This is a genomic window from Jannaschia sp. R86511 (genome assembly GCF_042466345.1).
GTDB lineage: Bacteria > Actinomycetota > Actinomycetes > Actinomycetales > JBBAYJ01 > Aquipuribacter.
Genome location: NZ_JAXHCD010000001.1, coordinates 2,938,881 through 2,958,567, shown reverse-complemented (window position 1 = coordinate 2,958,567; position 19,687 = coordinate 2,938,881). Strand labels below are relative to the sequence as shown.

Below are 19,687 nucleotides of genomic sequence, written 5' to 3'. Positions count from 1 at the left end.
CCGGCCTTCTCGACTTCGGGGGGGCGTCAGGTTCCGGTGCGGGCCAGCCCGGCGGGGGCGGGGTCGGGGAACGAGCCGTGGCCGAACAGCACCCGGGCGGCCGCGGTCCGCCCGGGCGGGGTCCGGAGCACGGTGAAGGCGGCCTCGGCCACGGCGCGGGAGCGGACCTGCGCCAGGCCGTGCCGCATCAGCAGCCGACCCCGGAACCGGGCCCGCAGCGTCGCCCCCTCGTAGGCGCCGGCCACCCGCTGCGCGTGGCCGTGCCGCAGGGCGGCGTCCAGGACGTCGACGGCGTGGTCCGACAGCCGCAGGCAGGGGTCCAGTCCGCCGGCGGTCAGCGGGGACACGGCGCCCGCGGCGTCGCCGACCAGCAGGCCCTCGGCGCACCCGATCCGCCGCAGCAGCCCGCCCACGGGGATCGGACCGCCCCGCCGTTCGACCTGCTCCGCCGGCGCGTCGGGCACCAGACCGGGCGCCCGGGCCGCGAGCTCACGCAGCGCCGCGCGCATGCCGTTCGGGAACCGGTGGGGGTATCCGGCGACCCCGACGTGGGCGTGCCGACCGTCGTCGACGACCCAGGCCAGGTAGCCGGGCGCCAGGCAGGGATCGACCACGCAGTGGAACGTGGGCGGCCCGGTGGTGGGCCGGGCGAGGGGGAACACCTCCTCGGCGCCGGACAGCAGGTGGTGGTTGCGGTCCAGGCCGAGGTCCCGGGCGACCCGGGAGTGCGCGCCGTCGGCGCCGACCACGAAGCGGGCCCGGACGGCCCGGGGCCCGTCGGGACCGACCAGCAGCGACTCACCGTCGTGCCGCCCGGCGTACCGGGTGCCCAGCGCGACGCGCACCCCGGCCGCTGCGGCACCCTCGACCGACGCCTCGTACAGCGCGGCCATGTCGGCGACCCGGAACTCGTCGTGGCCGCTGTCCAGGCGCACGGGACGCCGCAGGCTGGGCGGGTACAGGACGACCCGTCGGATCGGCGGACCCAGGCAGTCCTCCGGCAGGGCGAAGTCCTCCAGGGTGCGGCGGACGAAGATGCCGGTGGTCCGGATCGCGGTGCGCAGCTGCTCGCGTCGGTCGACCAGCAGCACGTCGTGACCGCGCTCCGCGAGCCGGGTGGCGGTGCGCAGCCCGGCCAGGCCGGCGCCGACGACGAGGACGTCCGTGGTCTGCATGCCCGCGACGCTAGGAGCCGGTACCGGGCCGGCGCGGCCCGAGCCGCAGACCCCCACCGAACCCCCACCGACCCTCCACACCCCGTCGCCCACCTGCGCCCGCACCGCCAGCGAGAAGGCCCGATCGGCACGCGCAGAGGTCTGCGGCGTGATGATCCGGCCCTCTCGGCGACGGCGGCGGCGGCGACGGCGGGCGCCGAGGCAGGCGGGCTACTCGGTGGTGATGGCGCGCAGCGTGTCGATGCGGGTGGCGCGCCAGGCGGGCAGGACCGCCGCGACCACCCCGACGACCGCCGAGCCGACCAGGACGACGACCACGGTGGCCCACGGGACCGCGAGCACCTCCAGCCCGTCGTCGGCGATGGCCCGCTGGAACGCGATGCCGAAGGCCAGGCCGAGCGCAATGCCCAGCAGCGCCCCGAACACGGTCGTGGCGACCGACTCGATCGTCACCACCCGGCGCAGCTGGCCGCGGGTCAGGCCGATGGCGCGCAGCAGCCCGATCTCGCGCGTGCGTTCCACCACCGACAGCGCCAGCGTGTTGACCACGCCCAGGGTGGCGATGACCAGGCTCAGGCCGAGCAGCGCGTAGAGCAGACCCAGCAGGGTGTTGATCTGGGCGGTCTGCTCGGAGGTGAACTCGTCGGCGTCCAGCACCGACAGGGTCAGGTACTGCGCCGCGACCTCGGTGACGTCGTCCTGCACCGCCGCCAGGTCGGCGTCGTCGGCCACGTCGACGAGCACGAACTGCAGGCCGGTCTCCTGCGGCGTCTCGGTGGCCGCGGCGTAGACCTCGTCGGACACGACGACGTTCGCGGCCAGCAGCTGGGAGTCCTCGAACACCGCGAGCACCTCGCGCTCGGCGGTCTCGCTGGTGGCGACCTGGACCTCGACGGTGTCGCCGACCCCCACGCCGCGGTCCTCGGCCTCCGTCTCGTTCAGCCAGACCCCGTCACCGAGCTCTTCGAGGGAGCCGTCGACGGCGGTGAGCTCGATCAGGCCGGGCAGCGTCTGCGGGTCGACCGACATGACGAACCCGTCCTCGCCGTCGACCTGACCCGGCGTGAACGGCAGCGGCAGGACCGCCTCGACACCGTCGACGCCGCGGACCTCCTCGACGACGGTGACCGGGATCGTCGGCTGGCCGCCGTCGCTGACGACCAGGTCGCCCACGAACTGGTCCTCGACGATGTCGGACACGCTGGCCGAGGCGGAGCTGGACAGCACCGACGCCGCTCCCACCAGGGCCAGGCCGATCATCAGGGCGCTGGCCGTGGCGGCGGTGCGGCGCGGGTTGCGCAGGCCGTTGCGCTGGGCGAGGCGGCCGACGGCGCCGCCGGCGAACGGGGCGCTGACCAGCCAGACGACGGGCTTGGAGACCGCGGGGCTGGCGACGGCGACGCCGACGAACACCGCCGCGACGCCCGCCCCGAGGATGGCCAGCGCCTGCTCGGTGACGGTGTCGGTGAGCACGAGCGCCATGGCGACGGCCCCGAGGGCGGCCAGGCCGAGGCCCAGGGCCGCGCGGACCCGGACGGTCGACTTCGGCAGCGCCTGGTCGTCGCGCATCGCGGCGACCGGGGCGATGCCCGAGGCCCGACGGGCGGGCAGGACGGCCGCGACAGCGGTGACCACCACGCCGATGAGCAGGGTCGCGACGACGGTGCGGGGATTGACGGGCAGGCCCTCCAGGTCGAGGCCGAAGAGAGAGCCGAGGACCAGCTGCAGCGCGGCCGCCAGGCCGATCCCGACGCCCAGGCCCGCGATCGAGCCGACGAGGCCCACCAGCACCGACTCGCCGAGCACCGACCGGGTGACCTGCGCCCGGGACGCGCCGATGGCCCGCAGCAGGGCCAGCTCGCGGGTCCGCTGGGCCACGAGCATCGAGAAGGTGTTGAAGATGATGAACGCGCCGACGAACAGGGCGACCCCGGCGAACACGAGTAGGAACGTCGACACGAACCCGAGGGCCTGGCTGAGGACCTCCTGCGTCTCGTCGGCCTGCTGCTCACCGGTCACCACCTCGGTGCCGTCGGGCAGGAGCGGGGCGATGTCGTCGACCAGGGCCTGCTGCGCCACGCCGTCGGCCCCGGTGACGGTGAAGCCGGACACCAGCCCGGTCGGGGCGAACTGCTCCGAGGCCACGCCCTGCTCGAGCAGGACGATGGTGGCGCCGGCGGTCGGGGTGTCGTTGGTCGCCTCGCCCACCACCGTGACGTCCAGGGGCGTGCCGTTGACGATGACCACGGTCTCGTCGCCGACCGACAGCCCCGACATCTCGAGGGTGCTGGTCTCGACGACGATCTCGTCGGCCGCCTCGGGCCCGCGGCCGTCCAGCAGGGTGATCGTGGGGTCGTCGGGGTCGTAGGCGAAACCCAGCGACGGGGCGCCGCCGCTGCGCACGGCGGTCCCGTCCTCGCCCTGCATGACGGCCGTGCCCGTCAGGTTGGGGACGACCCGCTCGACGCCGTCGACGTCCTGGATCTCGTCGCCGACGGCCAGCTCCAGGCCGGGCACCTCGGTGTCCTCCGTGAGCCGCACGACGGCGTCGGTGGAGTCCGACGTGGCGAAGATGGCCGAGAAGGTGTCGTCGATGGAGTCGGTGAGCACGAACGACCCGGCGACGAACGCCGTGCCGAGCATGACCGCCATGCCGGTCAGCAGCAGCCGCACCAGGTGCCCGCGCACGTTGGCGAGCGTGACCTTGAGCATCAGACGTCACCCATGGTCTTCATCCGGTCCAGCACGGACTCCGCGGTCGGGTCGCGCATCTCGTCCACGAAGCGGCCGTCGGCCATGAACACCACCCGGTCGGCGTAGGCGGCCGCGGACGGCTCGTGGGTGACCATGACGATGCTCTGCCCGAACTCGTCGACGCTGCGCCGCAGGAACCCCAGCACCTCCGCCGACGACCGGGAGTCCAGGTTGCCGGTGGGCTCGTCGGCGAACACGATCGCCGGCTTGCCGACCAGGGCCCGGGCGGCGGCCACGCGCTGCTGCTGGCCGCCGGACAGCTCGTTGGGCCGGTGGGACAGCCGCGGGCCCAGCCCCAGGATGCCGATGACGGTGTCGTACCAGTCCTTGTCGACCTTGCGGCCGGCGATGTCCAGCGGCAGCGTGATGTTCTCGGCCGCGTTCAGCGTGGGGACCAGGTTGAAGGACTGGAAGACGAAGCCGATGCGGTCGCGGCGCAGCCGGGTCAGGGCCTTGTCGCCCAACGTGGACACGTCGATGCCGTCGACCACCACGGTGCCTGCGGTGGGGGTGTCGAGCGCGGCCATGCAGTGCATGAGCGTGGACTTGCCGGAGCCGGACGGCCCCATGATGGCGGTGAACTCGCCGCGGGCGAAGTCGATGTCGACGCCGGCCAGCGCGTGAACGGCGGCCTCGTCCTTGCCGTAGACCTTGGTCAGCCCGCGCGCGGTGGCGACCGCGTCGGCGGAGCCGGCCTCGTGCCGGCCGTGGCGGATGGTGTCGGTGGACGTGGTGGGCTCGCTCACGGGCGTTCCGTCTCTGTGTCAGGGATGGGCCGGGCTGTGTGCTGCAGGGGGTGTCGGCGGACGTTCCGATACGACTAGCGAACCACCTCCCCCTACGTCAGCGTCCAGGGGGATTGCCCCCGATCCTGCGGGTGGTGGACGTCAGGGACCTCCCTGAGGGACCTCGGGGTCCACCTACCGGTGGAGCGGACGGACCCGAGGCGCAACGGGGGACGCGACGCGGGTGCTCCGTAGGGTGGGGGAGTAACGGGAGGCTGCCCAGCCGCCGGTGCTCAGCCCTCGTCGGCGCCCGGCTCCTCGACCGGCACCGGGCGCAGCACCCGGTCCAGCGCGTCGGCCGGCAGCGGCGGGGGAGTACCGCCCTTGGCCGGGCAGAGCGCCTGGTGGTCGCACCAGCCGCACATCCGGCTGGGGCTGGGCCGCCAGTCACCCGTCAGGGCGGCCTGGCGGATGGCCTGCCACAGCTGCAGCACCGTCCGCTCGAAGGCCGCCAGCTGGGTCTCGTCCACGTCCAGCGGCAGGGTCTGGCCGCGGCCGCCGACGTAGACCAGCTGGACCCGGGTCGGCACCCGGCCCCGGGTGCGCCACAGCAGCAGGGCGTAGAACTTCATCTGGAACAGGGCCCGGGCCTCGAACGCCTCGCTCGGGGCGCGGCCGGTCTTGTAGTCCACGATCCGGATCCGGCCGTCCGGGGCCACGTCGACCCGGTCGACGATGCCCCGCAGCACCAGGTCGTCGGCGACCCGGTGCTCGACCCGGACCTCTCGGCCGTCGGGTTCCAGCCGGGTCGGGTCCTCCAGCTCGAACCAGCGCCCCACCAGGCGTTCGGCCTCGGCGAGCCAGGCCTGCTCCGACTCCGCCCCGGCCTCGGGGGCGCCGAACAGGTCCGCCACCTCCGGCCAGCGCTCGACCACCTCGGCCAGGGCCGGGGCCAGCAGGGACCGGGCGTGCTCCACCGTGCGGCGGGGCGCCGGGACGTCGAACACCTGCTCCAGGGCCCGGTGCACGACCGTGCCACGGACCGCGGCGGACGACGGCCGTTCGGCCAACCGGTCGACGACCCGGAACCGGAACAGCAGCGGGCACTGCTTGAAATCGCCGGCCCGCGACGGCGACAGGCTGCCCGAGCGCTCGTCGGTGCTGAACCCCGACAGCGTCGTGCTCGGTCCCGTCACGCTCGGACTCGTCGACATGGGGCCCACGGTAGGTCGGGGCTCGGACAGAACCCGGCAGCCCCGGGGGCGTGCCCGCGTCGGCCCGGCACCCGCCCCGTACGATCGGCCGGTGAGCAGCCCGGGTCCCCGCCCGTCCCCGGGGCGCCCCCGGCGCGGTCCGGACCGTCGCCCCGGCCCGGCGCCCGTCACCATCAAGGACGTCACGCTCGCCCGGGTGGGCGGGGTACCGGTCAGGCTGTCGGCGTCGTGGCTGATCATCGCGGCCGTCATCACGTTCCTGTTCGCGGGCACCGCGTCCAGCGCGACCGGCGTGCCGGGGATCGGCGCGTACCTGATCGCGTTCGTGCTCGCGGTCCTGCTCGCGGTGTCGGTGCTGCTGCACGAGGCCGGCCACGCCGTCGCCGCCCGGGCCTACGGCCTGCCCGTCACCGAGGTGGTCGTCAACCTGTGGGGCGGCCACACGTCCCTCGGTCGGCCGCAGAGCCCCGGCGCGTCGGCCGTGGTGTCGGTGGTGGGGCCGTTGGTGAACATCGCGCTGGCCGTCCTCGCCGAGGCGGTCCGCCGGCAGCTGCCGGCCACGGTGCCGGGCTCGGCCGCCGCGGTCGTGGCGTTCCTGCTGCTGGGCGTGGCCCTGACCAACGCGCTGGTCGGCGTGTTCAACCTCGTGCCCGGCCTGCCGCTGGACGGCGGCCGGGTGCTGGAGGCGCTGGTCTGGAAGGTCACCGGGGACCAGGACACCGCCGGCGTCGTGGCGGGCTGGGCCGGCCGGGTCGTCGCCGTGGCCCTGGTCGCCTGGCTCGTGCTCCCGCCGCTGCTGGCCGGACGGGTCCCGTCGACGTTCACGCTGGTGTGGGGCGGGCTGGTCGGGCTCTTCCTGTGGCGGGGGGCCTCGGCCGCGCTCAAGGTGGGCACGTTCCGTCGGCGGGCCGCCCGGGTCGACCTCGCCTCGGTGACCCGGCCCGCCGCCGTCGCCGCCGCCACGGCCACCGTGGCCGAGCTGGTCGGTCACCAGGGGGACCTGGGCGGGGCCCTCGACGTCGTCCTGGTCGATGCGGCCGGGCGGCCTGTGGCCCTCGTCCCGGGCGGTAGCGTCGCGGCCGTGCCCGACGACCTGCGAACCACCACCCCCGCCTCCGCGCTCGCGCGCACCCTGCCCCCCGGATCGGTCGTGCCCGTTGCGGGCGGTGCCCTCGGTGCGGTCGAGGGCCTGGCCCGCTCCGGCGAGCAGGGCATCGTCCTCGTCGACGGGGCGGGCCGGCCCGCGGGCCGGGTCCGGCCCGACGACTTCGCCACCGCGATGGGCCTGTCGTGACCGAGCAGACCGGGCAGACCCAGCCGCTGGAGAGCCACCGGACCGGACCGCTGCACGTCGGTGACCGCGTCCAGCTGACCGACCCGAAGGGCCGGCTGCACACCATCACGCTGGCCGAGGGCAAGGTCTTCCACACCCACCGCGGTGCCATCGCCCACGACGACCTGATCGGGCAGCCCGAGGGCTCCGTCGTCAGGAGCACCGCCGACCTGCAGTACCTCGCGCTGCGACCGCTGCTCAGCGACTACGTCATGTCGATGCCGCGCGGGGCGGCCGTCATATACCCCAAGGACTCCGCCCAGATCGTCCACATGGGCGACATCCACCCCGGCGCCCGCGTGCTCGAGGCCGGCGTGGGCTCGGGCGCGCTGACCATGTCGCTGCTGCGTGCGGTGGGGGAGACCGGCCTGGTCCACTCCGTCGAGCGGCGGCAGGACTTCGCCACCATCGCCCGCACCAACGTCGAGACCTTCTTCGGGGCCGAGCACCCGGCCTGGCAGCTCGAGGTCGGCGACCTGGTCCAGACGCTGGAGGCCCGTGAGGCCGCGGGCGACCCGGTCCGCGTCAACCGGTGCGTGCTGGACATGCTGGCGCCCTGGGAGTGCCTGGACGCCGTGTCCCGAGCCCTGGAGCCCGGTGGGGTCCTGGTCTGCTACGTCGCGACCGCCACCCAGCTGTCGCGCGTGGCGGAGACCGCCAAGGAGGCCGGCTGCTGGACCGAGCCCAACGCGTGGGAGTCCATGTCGCGCGGCTGGCACCTGGAGGGCCTCGCCGTCCGCCCGCAGCACCGCATGGTCGGGCACACCGGCTTCCTGATCAGCGCGCGCCGGATGGCCGACGGGGTCGAGGCGCCGCGCCGCCGCCGCCGTCCGGCCCCCTCGCAGTTCACCGAGGAGGACCCGGGCTGGGGCCGCTGAGGCCCTGTCGCACGTCCCGGGCCCGGGGCTACCGTCCTGACCGGAGGTGCCCATGGCCGACGACCCCGTACCCACGCTGTACGACTGGGCCGGTGGTGCCCCGGCCCTGCACCGCCTGACCGAGGTCTTCTACGACCGGGTCCTGGCCGACGAGGTGCTCGAACCGGTGTTCCGCCACATGGGCCCGCACCACCGGGCGCACGTCGCCGACTGGCTGGGCGAGGTGCTCGGCGGGCCGGCCGTCTACACCGACCGGCACGGGGGCTACCCGGCGATGCTCGCCCACCACCTGGGCCTGGCGATCAGCGAGGCGCAGCGGGTCCGGTGGGCGCAGCTCGTCGCCGGGAGCGCCGACGCGGCCGGCCTGCCGGACGACCCCGAGTTCCGGTCCGCCTTCGTGGCCTACGTCGAGTGGGGCACCCGGTTGGCCATGGCCAACTCCGCCCCGGGGGCCTCGCCGCCGCCGGCCGCCCCGGTGCCGCGCTGGGGCTGGGGCGAGGCGCCGCCGTGGGCCGGGTGACGGACGACACCCCCCTCCACCTCTCGTGACGACGGGTGCGGGGTTACCGTGAGCGGGCACCTCGACACCAGCGGGAGGCCACACGTGGACGAGTCCGGCGAACGCATCAGGATCGACAGGCTCACCGACGAGGTGACGCGCGCGCGGGCCGAGGCCGGCCGGGTGGCGATGCAGAACGAGCGGCTGGCCGAGACCCTGCGCGAGGCCCGCGAGCAGATCGTCAGCCTGCGCGGCGAGGTCGAGCGTCTCGCGCAGCCCCCGGCCTCGTACGGGACGCTGGTCGCGGTGGGCGACGACGGCACGACGGCGGACATCACCACCGGCGGGCGCAAGCTCCGCGTCGCCGTGACCCCGGCCGTCCCGCCGGGGGACCTTCAGCCCGGCCGCGAGGTCATGCTCAACGAGGCGATGAACGTGGTGGCCGTGACGGCGTTCGAGCGCGTGGGCGAGCTCGTGACCCTCAAGCAGCTGCTGCCGCCGGACCGGGCCCTGGTCGGCGCGCACGCCGACGAGGAGCGCGTGGTCCGCCTGGCCACCCCGCTGCTGGGCGTGACGCTGCGCATCGGTGACTCGCTGACCGTGGACACCCGGACCGGGTTCGCCTACGAGCACATCGCCAAGGCCGAGGTCGAGGACCTGGTCCTGGAGGAGGTGCCCGACATCGACTACGCCGACATCGGGGGCCTGGGCTCGCAGATCGAGACCATCCGCGACGCCGTCGAGCTGCCGTTCCTGCACCCGGACCTGTTCGCCGAGCACGGCCTCAAGGCGCCCAAGGGCGTCCTGCTGTACGGCCCGCCCGGCTGCGGCAAGACCCTGATCGCCAAGGCCGTCGCGAACGGCCTGGCCAAGCAGGTCGCCCGGACCCGCGGCGAGGACGGCAGCACCGCGCGCAGCTACTTCCTGAACATCAAGGGCCCGGAGCTGCTCAACAAGTACGTCGGCGAGACCGAGCGCCACATCCGGCTCGTGTTCCAGCGGGCGCGCGAGAAGGCCAGCGAGGGCACGCCCGTCGTCGTGTTCTTCGACGAGATGGAGTCGCTGTTCCGCACCCGCGGGTCGGGGGTCTCCAGCGACGTCGAGAACACGATCGTGCCGCAGCTGCTGGCCGAGATCGACGGCGTGGAACGGCTCGAGAACGTCATCGTCATCGGCGCCTCCAACCGCGAGGACATGATCGACCCGGCCATCCTGCGCCCGGGACGCCTGGACGTGAAGATCAAGATCGAGCGGCCCGACGCCGAGGGCGCCAAGGACGTGTTCAGCAAGTACCTGCTGGCCGGGCTGCCGCTGCACGCCGACGACCTGGGCGCCCACGGCGGCAACGCCGACGCCTGCGTCGAGGACATGATCGTGCGCATCGTCGAGCGGATGTACGCCGAGACCGAGGAGAACCAGTTCCTCGAGGTGACCTACGCCAACGGCGACAAGGAGGTCCTGTACTTCAAGGACTTCAACTCCGGCGCGATGATCCAGAACATCGTCGACCGGGCCAAGAAGATGGCCATCAAGGACCTGCTGACCACGGGCCAGCGGGGCATCCGGATGGACCACCTGTTCTCGGCCGTGGTCGACGAGTTCAAGGAGAACGAGGACCTGCCCAACACCACCAACCCGGACGACTGGGCGCGCATCTCGGGCAAGAAGGGCGAGCGGATCGTCTTCATCCGCACGCTCATCCAGTCCAAGCAGGGCACCGAGCCCGGTCGCAGCATCGACAACGTGGGCCCGACCGGGCAGTACCTGTAGGCGGACCGGTGCCCCGTCAGCCGAAGACGGGTAGCGACGGCAGGTCGGGTAGGTAGTTCTGCTCTGTCGCGGCGGTCCAGGTCCGGGCGACGCTCGGGTCATGACCTCGACCACGCCCACGGCTCCACGCGGCTCGTCCTCCGTCCGGCCCTACCTGTGGGTGACGGGGGTGCTCTGGCTCCTGCCGCTCGTGACCGTGCTCGTGCTGTACCTGGTGCTGCCGCACCACGTCCCCCCGGATGAGTGCCAGCCCACCGTGTTCGGCTGCATGTCGCAGGCCGACATCGTGCTGCTCCTGGCCTTCTTCGCCTCGCCGTACCTGGGCCTCGCTGGGCTGGTCGGTTGCGTGGTGGTGGCCGGGGTCCAGGCCTGGCGCGCCCGCTGACGTGGAGCGGTCCCCGCGTACCGGACAGCGACCCAAGTCGGGGTGTCGGCGGGGCGAGGACGCGTGGGGGCCGCTTCCTGTCGCTGCTCGGTACGCCGCCAAGAGGCAGCGACGGCACGGGCAGGCCACCCGAGGTGGCGCGCCGCACCGGGCAGCGGGGCGGGTGGTCGGGCGGGTCCGTCGGGTGCGGGAGTGTGGGCGTCGGCGGTCGAGGGTCGACCGCGGTAAGGAGCTCCGTGGACGTCGTCTTCCTCTCCAGCGGCTGGGAGTACCTGCTGCGCATCGTGGTGGTCGCCACCGTCGGCTACCTGTGGCTGGTGCTGCTGCTGCGGGTGTCGGGCGCGCGGACCATGGCCAAGATGACGCCGTTCGACTTCGTCATCACGGTCACGCTGGGTTCGGCGTTCGGGCGCACCCTGACCGCGGCCGAGGTGGGCCTGGTCGACGCCGTCGTGACCTTCGGCGTGCTGGTCCTGCTGCAGTGGCTGCTGGCCGCGGCCCGGGCGAGGTCCCGGCGCGTCGCGTCGTTGGTCGACGTCGAGCCGACCGTGCTGTTCCTGGACGGCGAGCCCGTGACCCGGGCGCTGCGCCGGCACCGGATGACCGACAAGGACCTGGCCAGCGCGGTCCGCGAGAAGGGCTGGGGCTCCCTCGACCAGGTGCGCGCGGTCCTGCTGCAGTCCGACGGCCAGCTCGCCGTGGTCGGGCCGGACGGCTGGGGCGACGGCAGCGCCGTCGAGCCGCACGCCCACCGCTGAACCGGACGCCACGCCGCCGCGTCGCCCCACCCGGTGACCGGGTGACCGCCCCCACCCGTAGCCTGCGAGGCGTGACGACGCGCCGGGTGATGGGGATCGAGACCGAGTACGGCATCACGGCGCCGGGACGCCCGGACAGCAACCCCATGCTGCTGTCCAGCCAGGTGGTCAACGCCTTCGCCCACCGCCCGGGCAGCAAGGTCGGCCGGGCCCGCTGGGACTACGAGGACGAGGCCCCGCTGCGGGACGCCCGCGGCGGCGAGCAGCCCCGGGCCGGCGCCCACCGCAGCCAGCTGACCGACGTGCCGGCCGCCGAAGGCGGGGCCATGCCCGACCTGGAGGACCCCGCCACCGCCAACGTCGTGCTGACCAACGGGGCGCGGCTGTACGTCGACCACGCCCACCCGGAGTACTCCTCGCCGGAGGTCACCGGGCCGCGCGCGGCGGTCGTGTGGGACAAGGCCGGCGAGCTGGTGATGCGGGAGGCCGCCGAGCGGGTGGCGGCGACCCCCGGCCTGGGCGAGGTGCGGCTGTACAAGAACAACACCGACTCCAAGGGCGCCAGCTACGGCACGCACGAGAACTACCTGCTCAGCCGGGCCACCCCGTTCGCCGACGTGGTCTCCGGGCTGATCCCGTTCTTCGTCACCCGGCAGGTGTTCACCGGCGCGGGCCGGGTGTCGATCGGCCCGGACGGCGCCACGCCGGGGTTCCAGCTGTCGCAGCGGGCGGACTACATCGAGGTCGAGGTCGGCCTGGAGACCACCCTCAAGCGGCCCATCGTCAACACGCGCGACGAGCCGCACGCCAGCGCCGACCGCTACCGGCGCCTGCACGTGATCCTGGGCGACGCCAACCTGCTCGAGACCGCCACCTACCTCAAGGTCGGCACCACGGCCCTGGTGCTGGACATGATCGAGGCCCGCACCCTGCCCGCCGGCCTCGCCCTGGCCAACCCGGTGCACGCCCTGCACGCGGTCAGCCACGACCCCACGCTGCGCACCCTGGTGCGGACGCTGGACGGCCGGCAGCTGAGCGCCATCGACGTGCAGCGGGCCTACCTGGAGGCCGCCGAGAAGCACGTCAAGGCGCGCCGGGACGACACCGACGTGGTCACCGCGACCGAGACCCGCGACGTCCTGGACCGCTGGGGCGACGTGCTCGACCGGCTCCAGGCCGACCCGGCCGGCACCCACCGCGACGTGGAGTGGGCGGCCAAGCTGCGCCTGCTGCAGTCCTACCGCGAGCGGGACGGCCTGGCCTGGGACAGCCCCCGGCTGGCCGCCATCGACGTGCAGTGGTCCGACGTGCGGCCCGACCGCGGGCTGTACCACCGCCTGGTGGCCCGCGACCAGGTGGACCGGCTGGTGAGCGACGACGAGGTCCGCGCGGCCGTCGAGCACCCACCGGAGGACACCCGCGCCTGGTTCCGGGGGCAGTGCCTGTCGCGTTACGGCAGCGCCGTGGCCGCCGCCAGCTGGGACTCGGTGATCTTCGACGTGCCCGGCCGGGGCGCGCTGCAGCGGGTGCCGACGACCGAGCCGCTGCGCGGCACCCGCGAGCACGTAGGGGCGCTGCTCGACGCGAACCCCACCGCCACGGCCCTGGTCGAGGCCCTGACCCGTCCCGGGTCGTAGGCTGGAGGAGAACCGCTGCCGACGGCCCCCGGGCCGCGGCACGACGCACGGAGGTGACGGCGATGGCCGGTCAGGAGCAGCAGCGCCCCCAGCGGCGCAGCGACGCGCCCGAGGAGACCGACGAGGTCGTGGTGCCCGCGACCACGTCCGAGGCGCCGGCGGCGTCGGAGGTGGACTCCCTCCTGGACGAGATCGACGACGTGCTGGAGACCAACTCCGAGGAGTTCGTCCGCGGCTTCGTGCAGAAGGGTGGTCAGTGAGCCACCGCCACGACGGCACCGGCCGGCTGCCCGCAGCCTTCCTGGCGGCCGACACGTCCTCCTTCGTCGAGTTCCTCGGCCGGCACGCCCCCGACACGCTGGCCCAGCTGGCGCCCCCGCCGGGCACGGCCGGTACGCCGCTGACCCCGCACGCGACCACCATCGTCGCGCTGGCCTGCGCCGACGGCGTGGTGATGGCCGGTGACCGGCGCGCCACGGCCGGCAGCGTCATCGCCAGCCGCGACATCGTCAAGGTCCACCCGGCCGACACCCACTCCGCCATCGGCATCGCCGGGGCCGCGGGGATCGGCCTGGAGATGATCCGGCTGTTCCAGGTCGAGCTCGAGCACTTCGAGAAGATCGAGGGCGCCACGCTGAGCCTGGAGGGCAAGGCCACCCGGCTCGCGGCCATGGTCCGCGGCAACCTGGGCATGGCGCTGCAGGGCCTGGCGGCCGTGCCGCTGTTCGCGGGCTGGGACCTGACCCACTCCCGCGGCCGGATCTTCAGCTTCGACGCCACGGGCGGTCGCTACACCGAGTCCGACCACCACTCGATCGGCTCCGGCAGCTACTTCGCCCGCGGCTCGATGAAGAAGCGCTGGCGCCACGGCATCACCACCGCCGACGCCGCCGCGGTCGCGGTCGAGGCGCTGTTCGACGCAGCCGACGACGACTCCGCCACCGGCGGACCGGACGTGGTGCGCCGGATCTGGCCCGTGGTGGCCGTGGTCGACGCCGCCGGGTACCGCGAGCTGGACGACGTCGAGGTCGAGGCCCTGGTCAGGGACCTGCTGGGACGCCGCAGCGACGACGACAGCCCCGGTGGGGCCGTGCCCGAGGTCGGGGGGACACCCGCATGAGCCAGCCGTTCTACGTCTCGCCCGAGCAGCTGATGAAGGACCGGGCGGACTTCGCCCGCAAGGGTGTCGCCCGCGGCCGGGCCGTGGTCACGATCGCCCACGCCGACGGGATCAGCTTCGCCGGGGAGAACCCGTCGCGGGCGCTGCACAAGGTCAGCGAGATCTACGACCGGATCGCCTTCGCCGCGGTCGGCAAGTACAACGAGTTCGAGAACCTCCGCGTGGCCGGCGTGCGCTACGCCGACCTGCGGGGCTACTCCTACGACCGCTCCGACGTCACCGCGCGCGGGCTGGCCAACGCCTACGCCCAGACCCTCGGCGCGGTGTTCACGCAGGAGTCCAAGCCGTACGAGGTCGAGCTGGTCGTCGCCGAGGTGGGACCCACCGCCGAGACCGACCAGCTGTACCGGCTCACCTACGACGGGTCCGTGGTCGAGGAGCACGGGTTCGTCGCCATGGGCGCCGGTGCCGAGCAGATCAGCGCCTACCTCCGGGAGCACTGGGACGCCGGCCTCGACCACGCGGCCGCGCTGCGCCTGGCCGTGGCGGCGCTGGCCGCCGGGGCGCCCGCCGGCGCCGACGGGGCCGCCCGCAGCGTCGAGGCGGAGGCCCTGGAGGTCGCCACCCTCGTGCGGGGCCGGCCGCGGCGCGCGTTCCGCCGCCCCGACGTCGACGAGGTCCGCGAGGCCCTGCAGCAGGGGTAGGTCGTTCGCGTACCGTCGTGCCATGGACCGACGGATCCTCGGGCTCGAGACGGAGTACGGCGTCACGTGCGCGTTCGAGGGCACCCGGCGCCTCAGCCCGGACGAGGTGGCCCGCTACCTGTTCCGCAAGGTCGTGTCGTGGGGCCGGTCCAGCAACGTGTTCCTGCGCAACGGCTCGCGCCTGTACCTGGACGTCGGCTCGCACCCGGAGTACGCGACCGCCGAGTGCGACGACGTGCGCAGCCTGGTGGTCCACGACCGGGCGGGGGAGCGCATCCTCGAGGGCCTGGCCACCGACGCCGAGCAGCGGCTCAAGGAGGAGGGCGTCAAGGGCGAGGTCTTCCTGTTCAAGAACAACACGGACTCCGCCGGCAACTCCTACGGCTGCCACGAGAACTACCTGGTCAGCCGGCACGGCGAGTTCAGCCGGCTGTCCGACACCCTGATCCCGTTCCTGGTGTCCCGGCAGCTGGTGGCCGGGGCGGGCAAGGTCACCCAGACGCCCCGCGGCGCCGTCTACTCGCTGTCGCAGCGGGCCGACCACATCTGGGAGGGCGTCAGCAGCGCCACCACCCGCAGTCGGCCGATCATCAACACTCGCGACGAGCCGCACGCCGACGCCGAGCACTACCGCCGGCTGCACGTGATCGTCGGCGACTCGTCGATGTCGGAGACCACGACGCTGCTCAAGGTGGGCGCGGCGGACCTGGTGCTGCGGATGGTCGAGGCCGGGCACCCGGTGCGGGACCTGACCCTGGAGAACCCGATCCGGGCCATCCGCGAGATCAGCCACGACCTGACCGGTCGGCGCACGGTCCGCCTGGCCAGCGGCCGCACGGCCTCCGCGCTGGACATCCAGGGGGAGTACCTGCAACGGGCCAAGGCGTTCGTCGAGGCCGGGGGCACCGCGGACGCGGTCGGCACCTCGCAGGGCACGTTCAAGCAGGTGCTGGACCTGTGGGAGCGGGCGCTGCGGGCCGTGGAGACCGACGACCTGTCCCTGGTCGAGCGCGAGATCGACTGGGTCATCAAGTACCGGCTGCTGCAGCGGTACATGGCCAAGAACGGCATGGACCTGGACGACCCGCGCATCGCCCGGCTCGACCTGGCCTACCACGACATCAACCGCAACCGCGGGCTGTACTTCCTCATGGCCCGGCGCGGGCTGGTGGAGCGGGTCAGCCGAGACCTGGAGGTCTTCGAGGCCACCGTGGTGCCGCCGCAGACCACCCGGGCCAAGCTGCGCGGCGACTTCGTCCGCGCGGCCCAGGAGCGCCACCGGGACTTCACGGTCGACTGGGTGCACCTGAAGCTCAACGACCAGGCCCAGCGGACCGTGCTGTGCAAGGACCCCTTCCGCTCCGTCGACGACCGGGTGGAGCGCCTCATCGCCGGCATGTGAGGCCCGGGCGGGCGAGGGCCGGTCACGGCCGTTGTCAGCCAGCACCCAGGAACGGCGCATAGGCTCTGCCGTGATGTCGTCTAACCGGGTGCTCTCACCCCTCCGGGCCAGTGTCCACCCCACGTACCGCCAGGCGGTGCCCAGGACCCGCTCCGGCGTGCGTGCCGCCGCCGTCGGTGCGGCCGTCGTGCTGGGCCTCGCGGCCTGCGGCGACGGCGAGAGCGGTGGTGACAGCAGCGTCGCCGCGACGGGCTCCCTGGAGGGGATCTCGGTCGAGGGCGGCTTCGGCGAGCCGCCGACCATCGACTTCGAGGCGCCCTTCGACCTGGAGGAGTCCGACAGCCAGGTCCTGGCCGAGGGCGACGGCGAGGAGGTCGAGGCGGGTGACACGGTGACGATCGACTACTCGATCGCCTCCGGCACCGACGGTACCGAGCTGGAGACCAGCTTCGGCGCCACCACCATCAGCCTGCCCCTGGCCGAGGGCCAGACCACGCCCGCCCTGATCGAGGCGCTGGTGGGGCAGAACCTGGGCTCGCGCGTGCTGGTCGCCGTGGCGCCCGAGGCGCCGCCGGAGGGCGCGGACGCGTCCGCCGCCCCGCAGCAGGCGCAGGACACCATCATCTTCGTCATCGACATGCTCGAGGTCGTGCCCGAGCGGGCGGACGGCACCCCGGTCGACCCGGTCGACGGCGTCCCGACCGTCGAGACCAGCGAGGAGGGTGACGTCACGGGGATCACGGTCGAGGGCATCGAGCCTCCCACCGAGCTCGTGGTCACCCCCGTCATCGAGGGCGACGGCGACGAGGTGCAGGCCACGGACACCGTGACCATCCACTACTCCGGCGTGCTCGCCGCGGACGGCACCCCGTTCGACTCCTCGTGGGACCGCGGCGCCCCCACGTCGTTCCCGCTGAGCAACCTGATCCAGGGCTGGCAGCAGGGCCTCACCGGCGTGCCGGTCGGCAGCCGCGTCGTGCTGCAGGTGCCCGCCGAGCTGGGCTACGGCGAGGCCGGGAGCCCTCCCACCATCCCCGCCGACGCGCCGCTGGTCTTCGTCATCGACGTGCTCGACACCGCCGCCGCCCCCGAGGCGCCGGCCGAGCCCGCCCCGGAGTCGTCGGAGTAGCAGTAACCTCCTGCGCGGTCCGGGCGCAGCAGGAGGTGGGGCGGTCATGTCGGGTTCACGCACCGAACGGCTGCTCAACCTCGTCATCGCGCTGCGGGCCACCCGTCGTGGCCTGCGGCGCGACGACCTGCGCCGGGCCGTGCCGCAGTACGCCGCGTCGCCGAACGAGACCGCCTTCGAGCGGATGTTCGAGCGCGACAAGGAGGACCTGCGCCAGATCGGGGTGCCGATCGTCACGGTGCGCTCCGACGTCCTGGTGGACGCCGACGACGCCTACCGGATCGACGCCGGCGCCTACGAGCTGCCGGCCGTCACGTTCACCCCGGCCGAGGTGGCGGTGCTGGGCCTGGCCGCGCACGTCTGGCAGCAGGCCGCCCTGGCGGTGCCCGCGGCCCGGGCGCTGACCAAGCTCAAGGCGGTCGGGGCCTCGGACGACCCGCAGGGGGCCGTGGACGCGGGCCGTGACCTGGCCGACCTCGTCGACCCCGTGGTGCGCACCGTGGAGCGGTCGTTCTCGCCGCTGCACGAGGCGCTGCGGCAGGGGCACGTCGTGCGCTTCGGCTACCGCCGCCCCGACGGCCAGCGGGCGGTCCGGACCGTGGAGCCGTGGCGCCTGGTGCTGCGCTCGGGTACCTGGTACCTGGTCGGGCGCGACGACGACCGCGCGGCGGCCCGGGTGTTCCGGCTCAGCCGGATCGACGGCCCCGTGACCGTGGTGCGCGGCCGCCGGGCCCAGGGCGCCCCGTCGGAGGCGGCCGTGGCCGACGCGCTGCACGTGCTCAGCGCGGGCGAGGGCCCCGGTCCCGCCCCGAGCGGCCCGGAGCGCACGGCCGTGCTGCGCCTGGCCCCCGGCCGCGGCGGCCGGCTGCGGGCGATGGCCGTCCGCTCGGGCGACCCCGGCACCTCCGACGAGGTCCGGGTGAGGCTGCACGGCGGGGACCCGGACCGGAGCGACCACCTGCCGACCTTCGTCGTCGAGGCCGTCGCGGCGACCGGCCCCGACGTGCAGGTCCTGGAGCCGGCCGAGCTGGTCCGCGCCGTGGACGAGGTGTGGCGCGGTGTGCGCGAGCGCCACGGCACGCCGGTCGAGACCCGCGGGGCCGCCGTGGCCCCGCCGGCGGGCACGGTCCCGGCGGCGCACGGCCCGGGCGCCACCGAGCGGCTGTCGCGGCTGCTGGCCATGGTGCCGTTCGTGCTGCGGCGCGAGGGCGTCACGCTGACCGAGCTCGCCGGGCACTTCGAGGTGAGCGAGAAGCAGGTCGTCAAGGACCTGGAGCTGCTGTTCGTCTGCGGCACCCCCGGTCACCTGCCGGACGACCTGATCGAGGCGGACTGGGAGGGCGGGGTGGTCCGGATCGGCAACGCCGAGCCCATCAGCCGGCCGCTGCGGCTGACGGGCGAGGAGGCCGTCGTGCTGCTGCTGGGCCTGCGCCTGCTGGTCGACGTGCCCGGCCCGCACGACCGGGACGCCCTCACGTCCGCCACGGCGACGCTGGAGGCGCTGACGGCCGGCCAGGAGGCCCACGTGGGCCTGGTCCCGGACCCCTGGGGACCACCGCGCCACGCGGACACCGTCACGCGCGCCCTGCTGGGTCACCGCCGGCTGCGGCTGCTGTACCTGTCCGCCGGTCGGGACGAGCTGGCCTGGCGCGAGGTCGACCCGCAGCGCGTCGTGTCCGAGCAGGGCCGGCACTACCTCCAGGGCCACTGCCACCGCGCCGGGGCGGTACGGCTGTTCCGGCTGGACCGGGTGGTCCGGGCCGAGGTGCTCGACGTGGTGGCGCCCACCGCGGTGCCGCCGCCGCGGGCCGCCGGTCCGGACGGGGGCCACGGCCGGGTGCCGACCGACCCGGACGACGCCGCCGTGCTGCTGCGGCTGCACCGCGGGGCCCAGTGGGTGGCCGAGAGCTACCCCGTGGAGGAGGTCGCCGGCCACGACGGCGCGCGCGACGTGCTCATGCGGGTGGGCGACCCGGCGCGGGTGGTGCGGCTCGTCCTGGGCCTCGGCGGGCGGGCGGAGGTCCTGTCGCCGCCCGAGGTGCGGGCGGCCGTGGCCGCGGCCGCGGGCGCCGCGCTGGACCGTTCGGGTGGTCCCGGGGACGTGGCGGGGGCCGAGGGACCCCGCTAGCACGACGAACCGGACCGATCGCCCGCCGCACGTTCAAGTTCCCGGCGGTTGCTGCCGAACCGTTCCTCACGAGGAG

At 74.3% G+C, this 19,687-nt stretch carries 17 protein-coding genes; 13 read left to right on the top strand and 4 right to left on the bottom strand.

Annotation, left to right across the window (positions count from 1 at the left end; all coding sequences use genetic code 11):
• Positions 1-26 precede the first annotated feature (26 nt).
• The 4 genes from SJY06_RS13900 to SJY06_RS13885 all read right to left on the bottom strand — a co-directional run bounded on the left by SJY06_RS13900 (position 27) and on the right by SJY06_RS13885 (position 5,868).
• Positions 27-1,175 (bottom strand): NAD(P)/FAD-dependent oxidoreductase, encoded by a 1,149-nt coding sequence (locus SJY06_RS13900; protein ID WP_380168135.1) that lies wholly within the window; start codon positions 1,173-1,175, stop codon positions 27-29.
• Between the two features lie 210 nt (positions 1,176-1,385).
• Complete coding sequence (locus SJY06_RS13895; protein ID WP_380168134.1) at positions 1,386-3,887, bottom strand: ABC transporter permease; 2,502 nt, start codon at positions 3,885-3,887, stop codon at positions 1,386-1,388.
• A complete protein-coding gene (locus SJY06_RS13890; RefSeq protein ID WP_380169713.1) occupies positions 3,887-4,588 on the bottom strand; it encodes an ABC transporter ATP-binding protein in 702 nt (233 codons plus the stop codon). Before SJY06_RS13890 ends, SJY06_RS13895 begins: the two co-directional genes overlap by 1 nt.
• A 359-nt stretch (positions 4,589-4,947) precedes the next feature.
• Positions 4,948-5,868, bottom strand: a complete 921-nt coding sequence (locus SJY06_RS13885) for a RecB family exonuclease (protein WP_380168133.1) — start codon at positions 5,866-5,868, stop codon at positions 4,948-4,950.
• A gap of 91 nt (positions 5,869-5,959) precedes the next feature.
• Between SJY06_RS13885 and SJY06_RS13880 the strand changes: the two genes are divergently transcribed.
• From SJY06_RS13880 to SJY06_RS13820, 13 genes are all read left to right on the top strand, one after another.
• Positions 5,960-7,162 carry a site-2 protease family protein gene (locus SJY06_RS13880; RefSeq protein ID WP_380168132.1) on the top strand — a complete coding sequence of 401 codons (1,203 nt, stop codon included), beginning with the start codon at positions 5,960-5,962 and terminating at the stop codon, positions 7,160-7,162.
• Positions 7,159-8,079 carry a tRNA (adenine-N1)-methyltransferase gene (locus SJY06_RS13875; RefSeq protein ID WP_380168131.1) on the top strand — a complete coding sequence of 307 codons (921 nt, stop codon included), beginning with the start codon at positions 7,159-7,161 and terminating at the stop codon, positions 8,077-8,079. Before SJY06_RS13880 ends, SJY06_RS13875 begins: the two co-directional genes overlap by 4 nt.
• A 52-nt stretch (positions 8,080-8,131) precedes the next feature.
• Entirely contained in the window at positions 8,132-8,599 is a 468-nt protein-coding gene (locus SJY06_RS13870; RefSeq protein ID WP_380168130.1) for a group II truncated hemoglobin, read from the top strand.
• Between the two features lie 84 nt (positions 8,600-8,683).
• Entirely contained in the window at positions 8,684-10,348 is a 1,665-nt protein-coding gene (gene arc, locus SJY06_RS13865) for a proteasome ATPase (RefSeq protein ID WP_380168129.1), read from the top strand.
• Between the two features lie 100 nt (positions 10,349-10,448).
• Positions 10,449-10,733 carry a hypothetical protein gene (locus tag SJY06_RS13860; RefSeq protein ID WP_380168128.1) on the top strand — a complete coding sequence of 95 codons (285 nt, stop codon included), beginning with the start codon at positions 10,449-10,451 and terminating at the stop codon, positions 10,731-10,733.
• Positions 10,734-10,969: 236 nt separating this feature from the next.
• The gene (locus tag SJY06_RS13855) at positions 10,970-11,491 is read left to right on the top strand and encodes a DUF421 domain-containing protein (RefSeq protein WP_380168127.1); all 522 of its coding nucleotides are present in this window, start codon (positions 10,970-10,972) and stop codon (positions 11,489-11,491) included.
• Between the two features lie 71 nt (positions 11,492-11,562).
• Positions 11,563-13,128 carry a depupylase/deamidase Dop gene (gene dop, locus SJY06_RS13850; protein ID WP_380168126.1) on the top strand — a complete coding sequence of 522 codons (1,566 nt, stop codon included), beginning with the start codon at positions 11,563-11,565 and terminating at the stop codon, positions 13,126-13,128.
• A 62-nt stretch (positions 13,129-13,190) separates the two neighbouring features.
• Entirely contained in the window at positions 13,191-13,388 is a 198-nt protein-coding gene (locus SJY06_RS13845; RefSeq protein WP_380168125.1) for a ubiquitin-like protein Pup, read from the top strand.
• Positions 13,385-14,248 (top strand): proteasome subunit beta, encoded by an 864-nt coding sequence (prcB, locus tag SJY06_RS13840; protein WP_380168124.1) that lies wholly within the window; start codon positions 13,385-13,387, stop codon positions 14,246-14,248. Before SJY06_RS13845 ends, prcB begins: the two co-directional genes overlap by 4 nt.
• Positions 14,245-14,952: a proteasome subunit alpha gene (gene prcA, locus SJY06_RS13835; protein WP_380168123.1), complete on the top strand. Its 708-nt coding sequence runs from the start codon at positions 14,245-14,247 to the stop codon at positions 14,950-14,952. The genes prcB and prcA overlap by 4 nt, the downstream gene beginning before the upstream one ends.
• Positions 14,953-14,974: 22 nt before the next feature.
• Positions 14,975-16,354: a Pup--protein ligase gene (gene pafA, locus SJY06_RS13830; protein WP_380168122.1), complete on the top strand. Its 1,380-nt coding sequence runs from the start codon at positions 14,975-14,977 to the stop codon at positions 16,352-16,354.
• 136 nt (positions 16,355-16,490) lie between these two features.
• Complete coding sequence (locus SJY06_RS13825) at positions 16,491-17,483, top strand: FKBP-type peptidyl-prolyl cis-trans isomerase (RefSeq protein WP_380168121.1); 993 nt, start codon at positions 16,491-16,493, stop codon at positions 17,481-17,483.
• Between the two features lie 46 nt (positions 17,484-17,529).
• Positions 17,530-19,611, top strand: coding sequence for a helix-turn-helix transcriptional regulator (locus SJY06_RS13820; protein ID WP_380168120.1), 2,082 nt, complete (start codon positions 17,530-17,532; stop codon positions 19,609-19,611).
• Positions 19,612-19,687 lie beyond the last annotated feature (76 nt).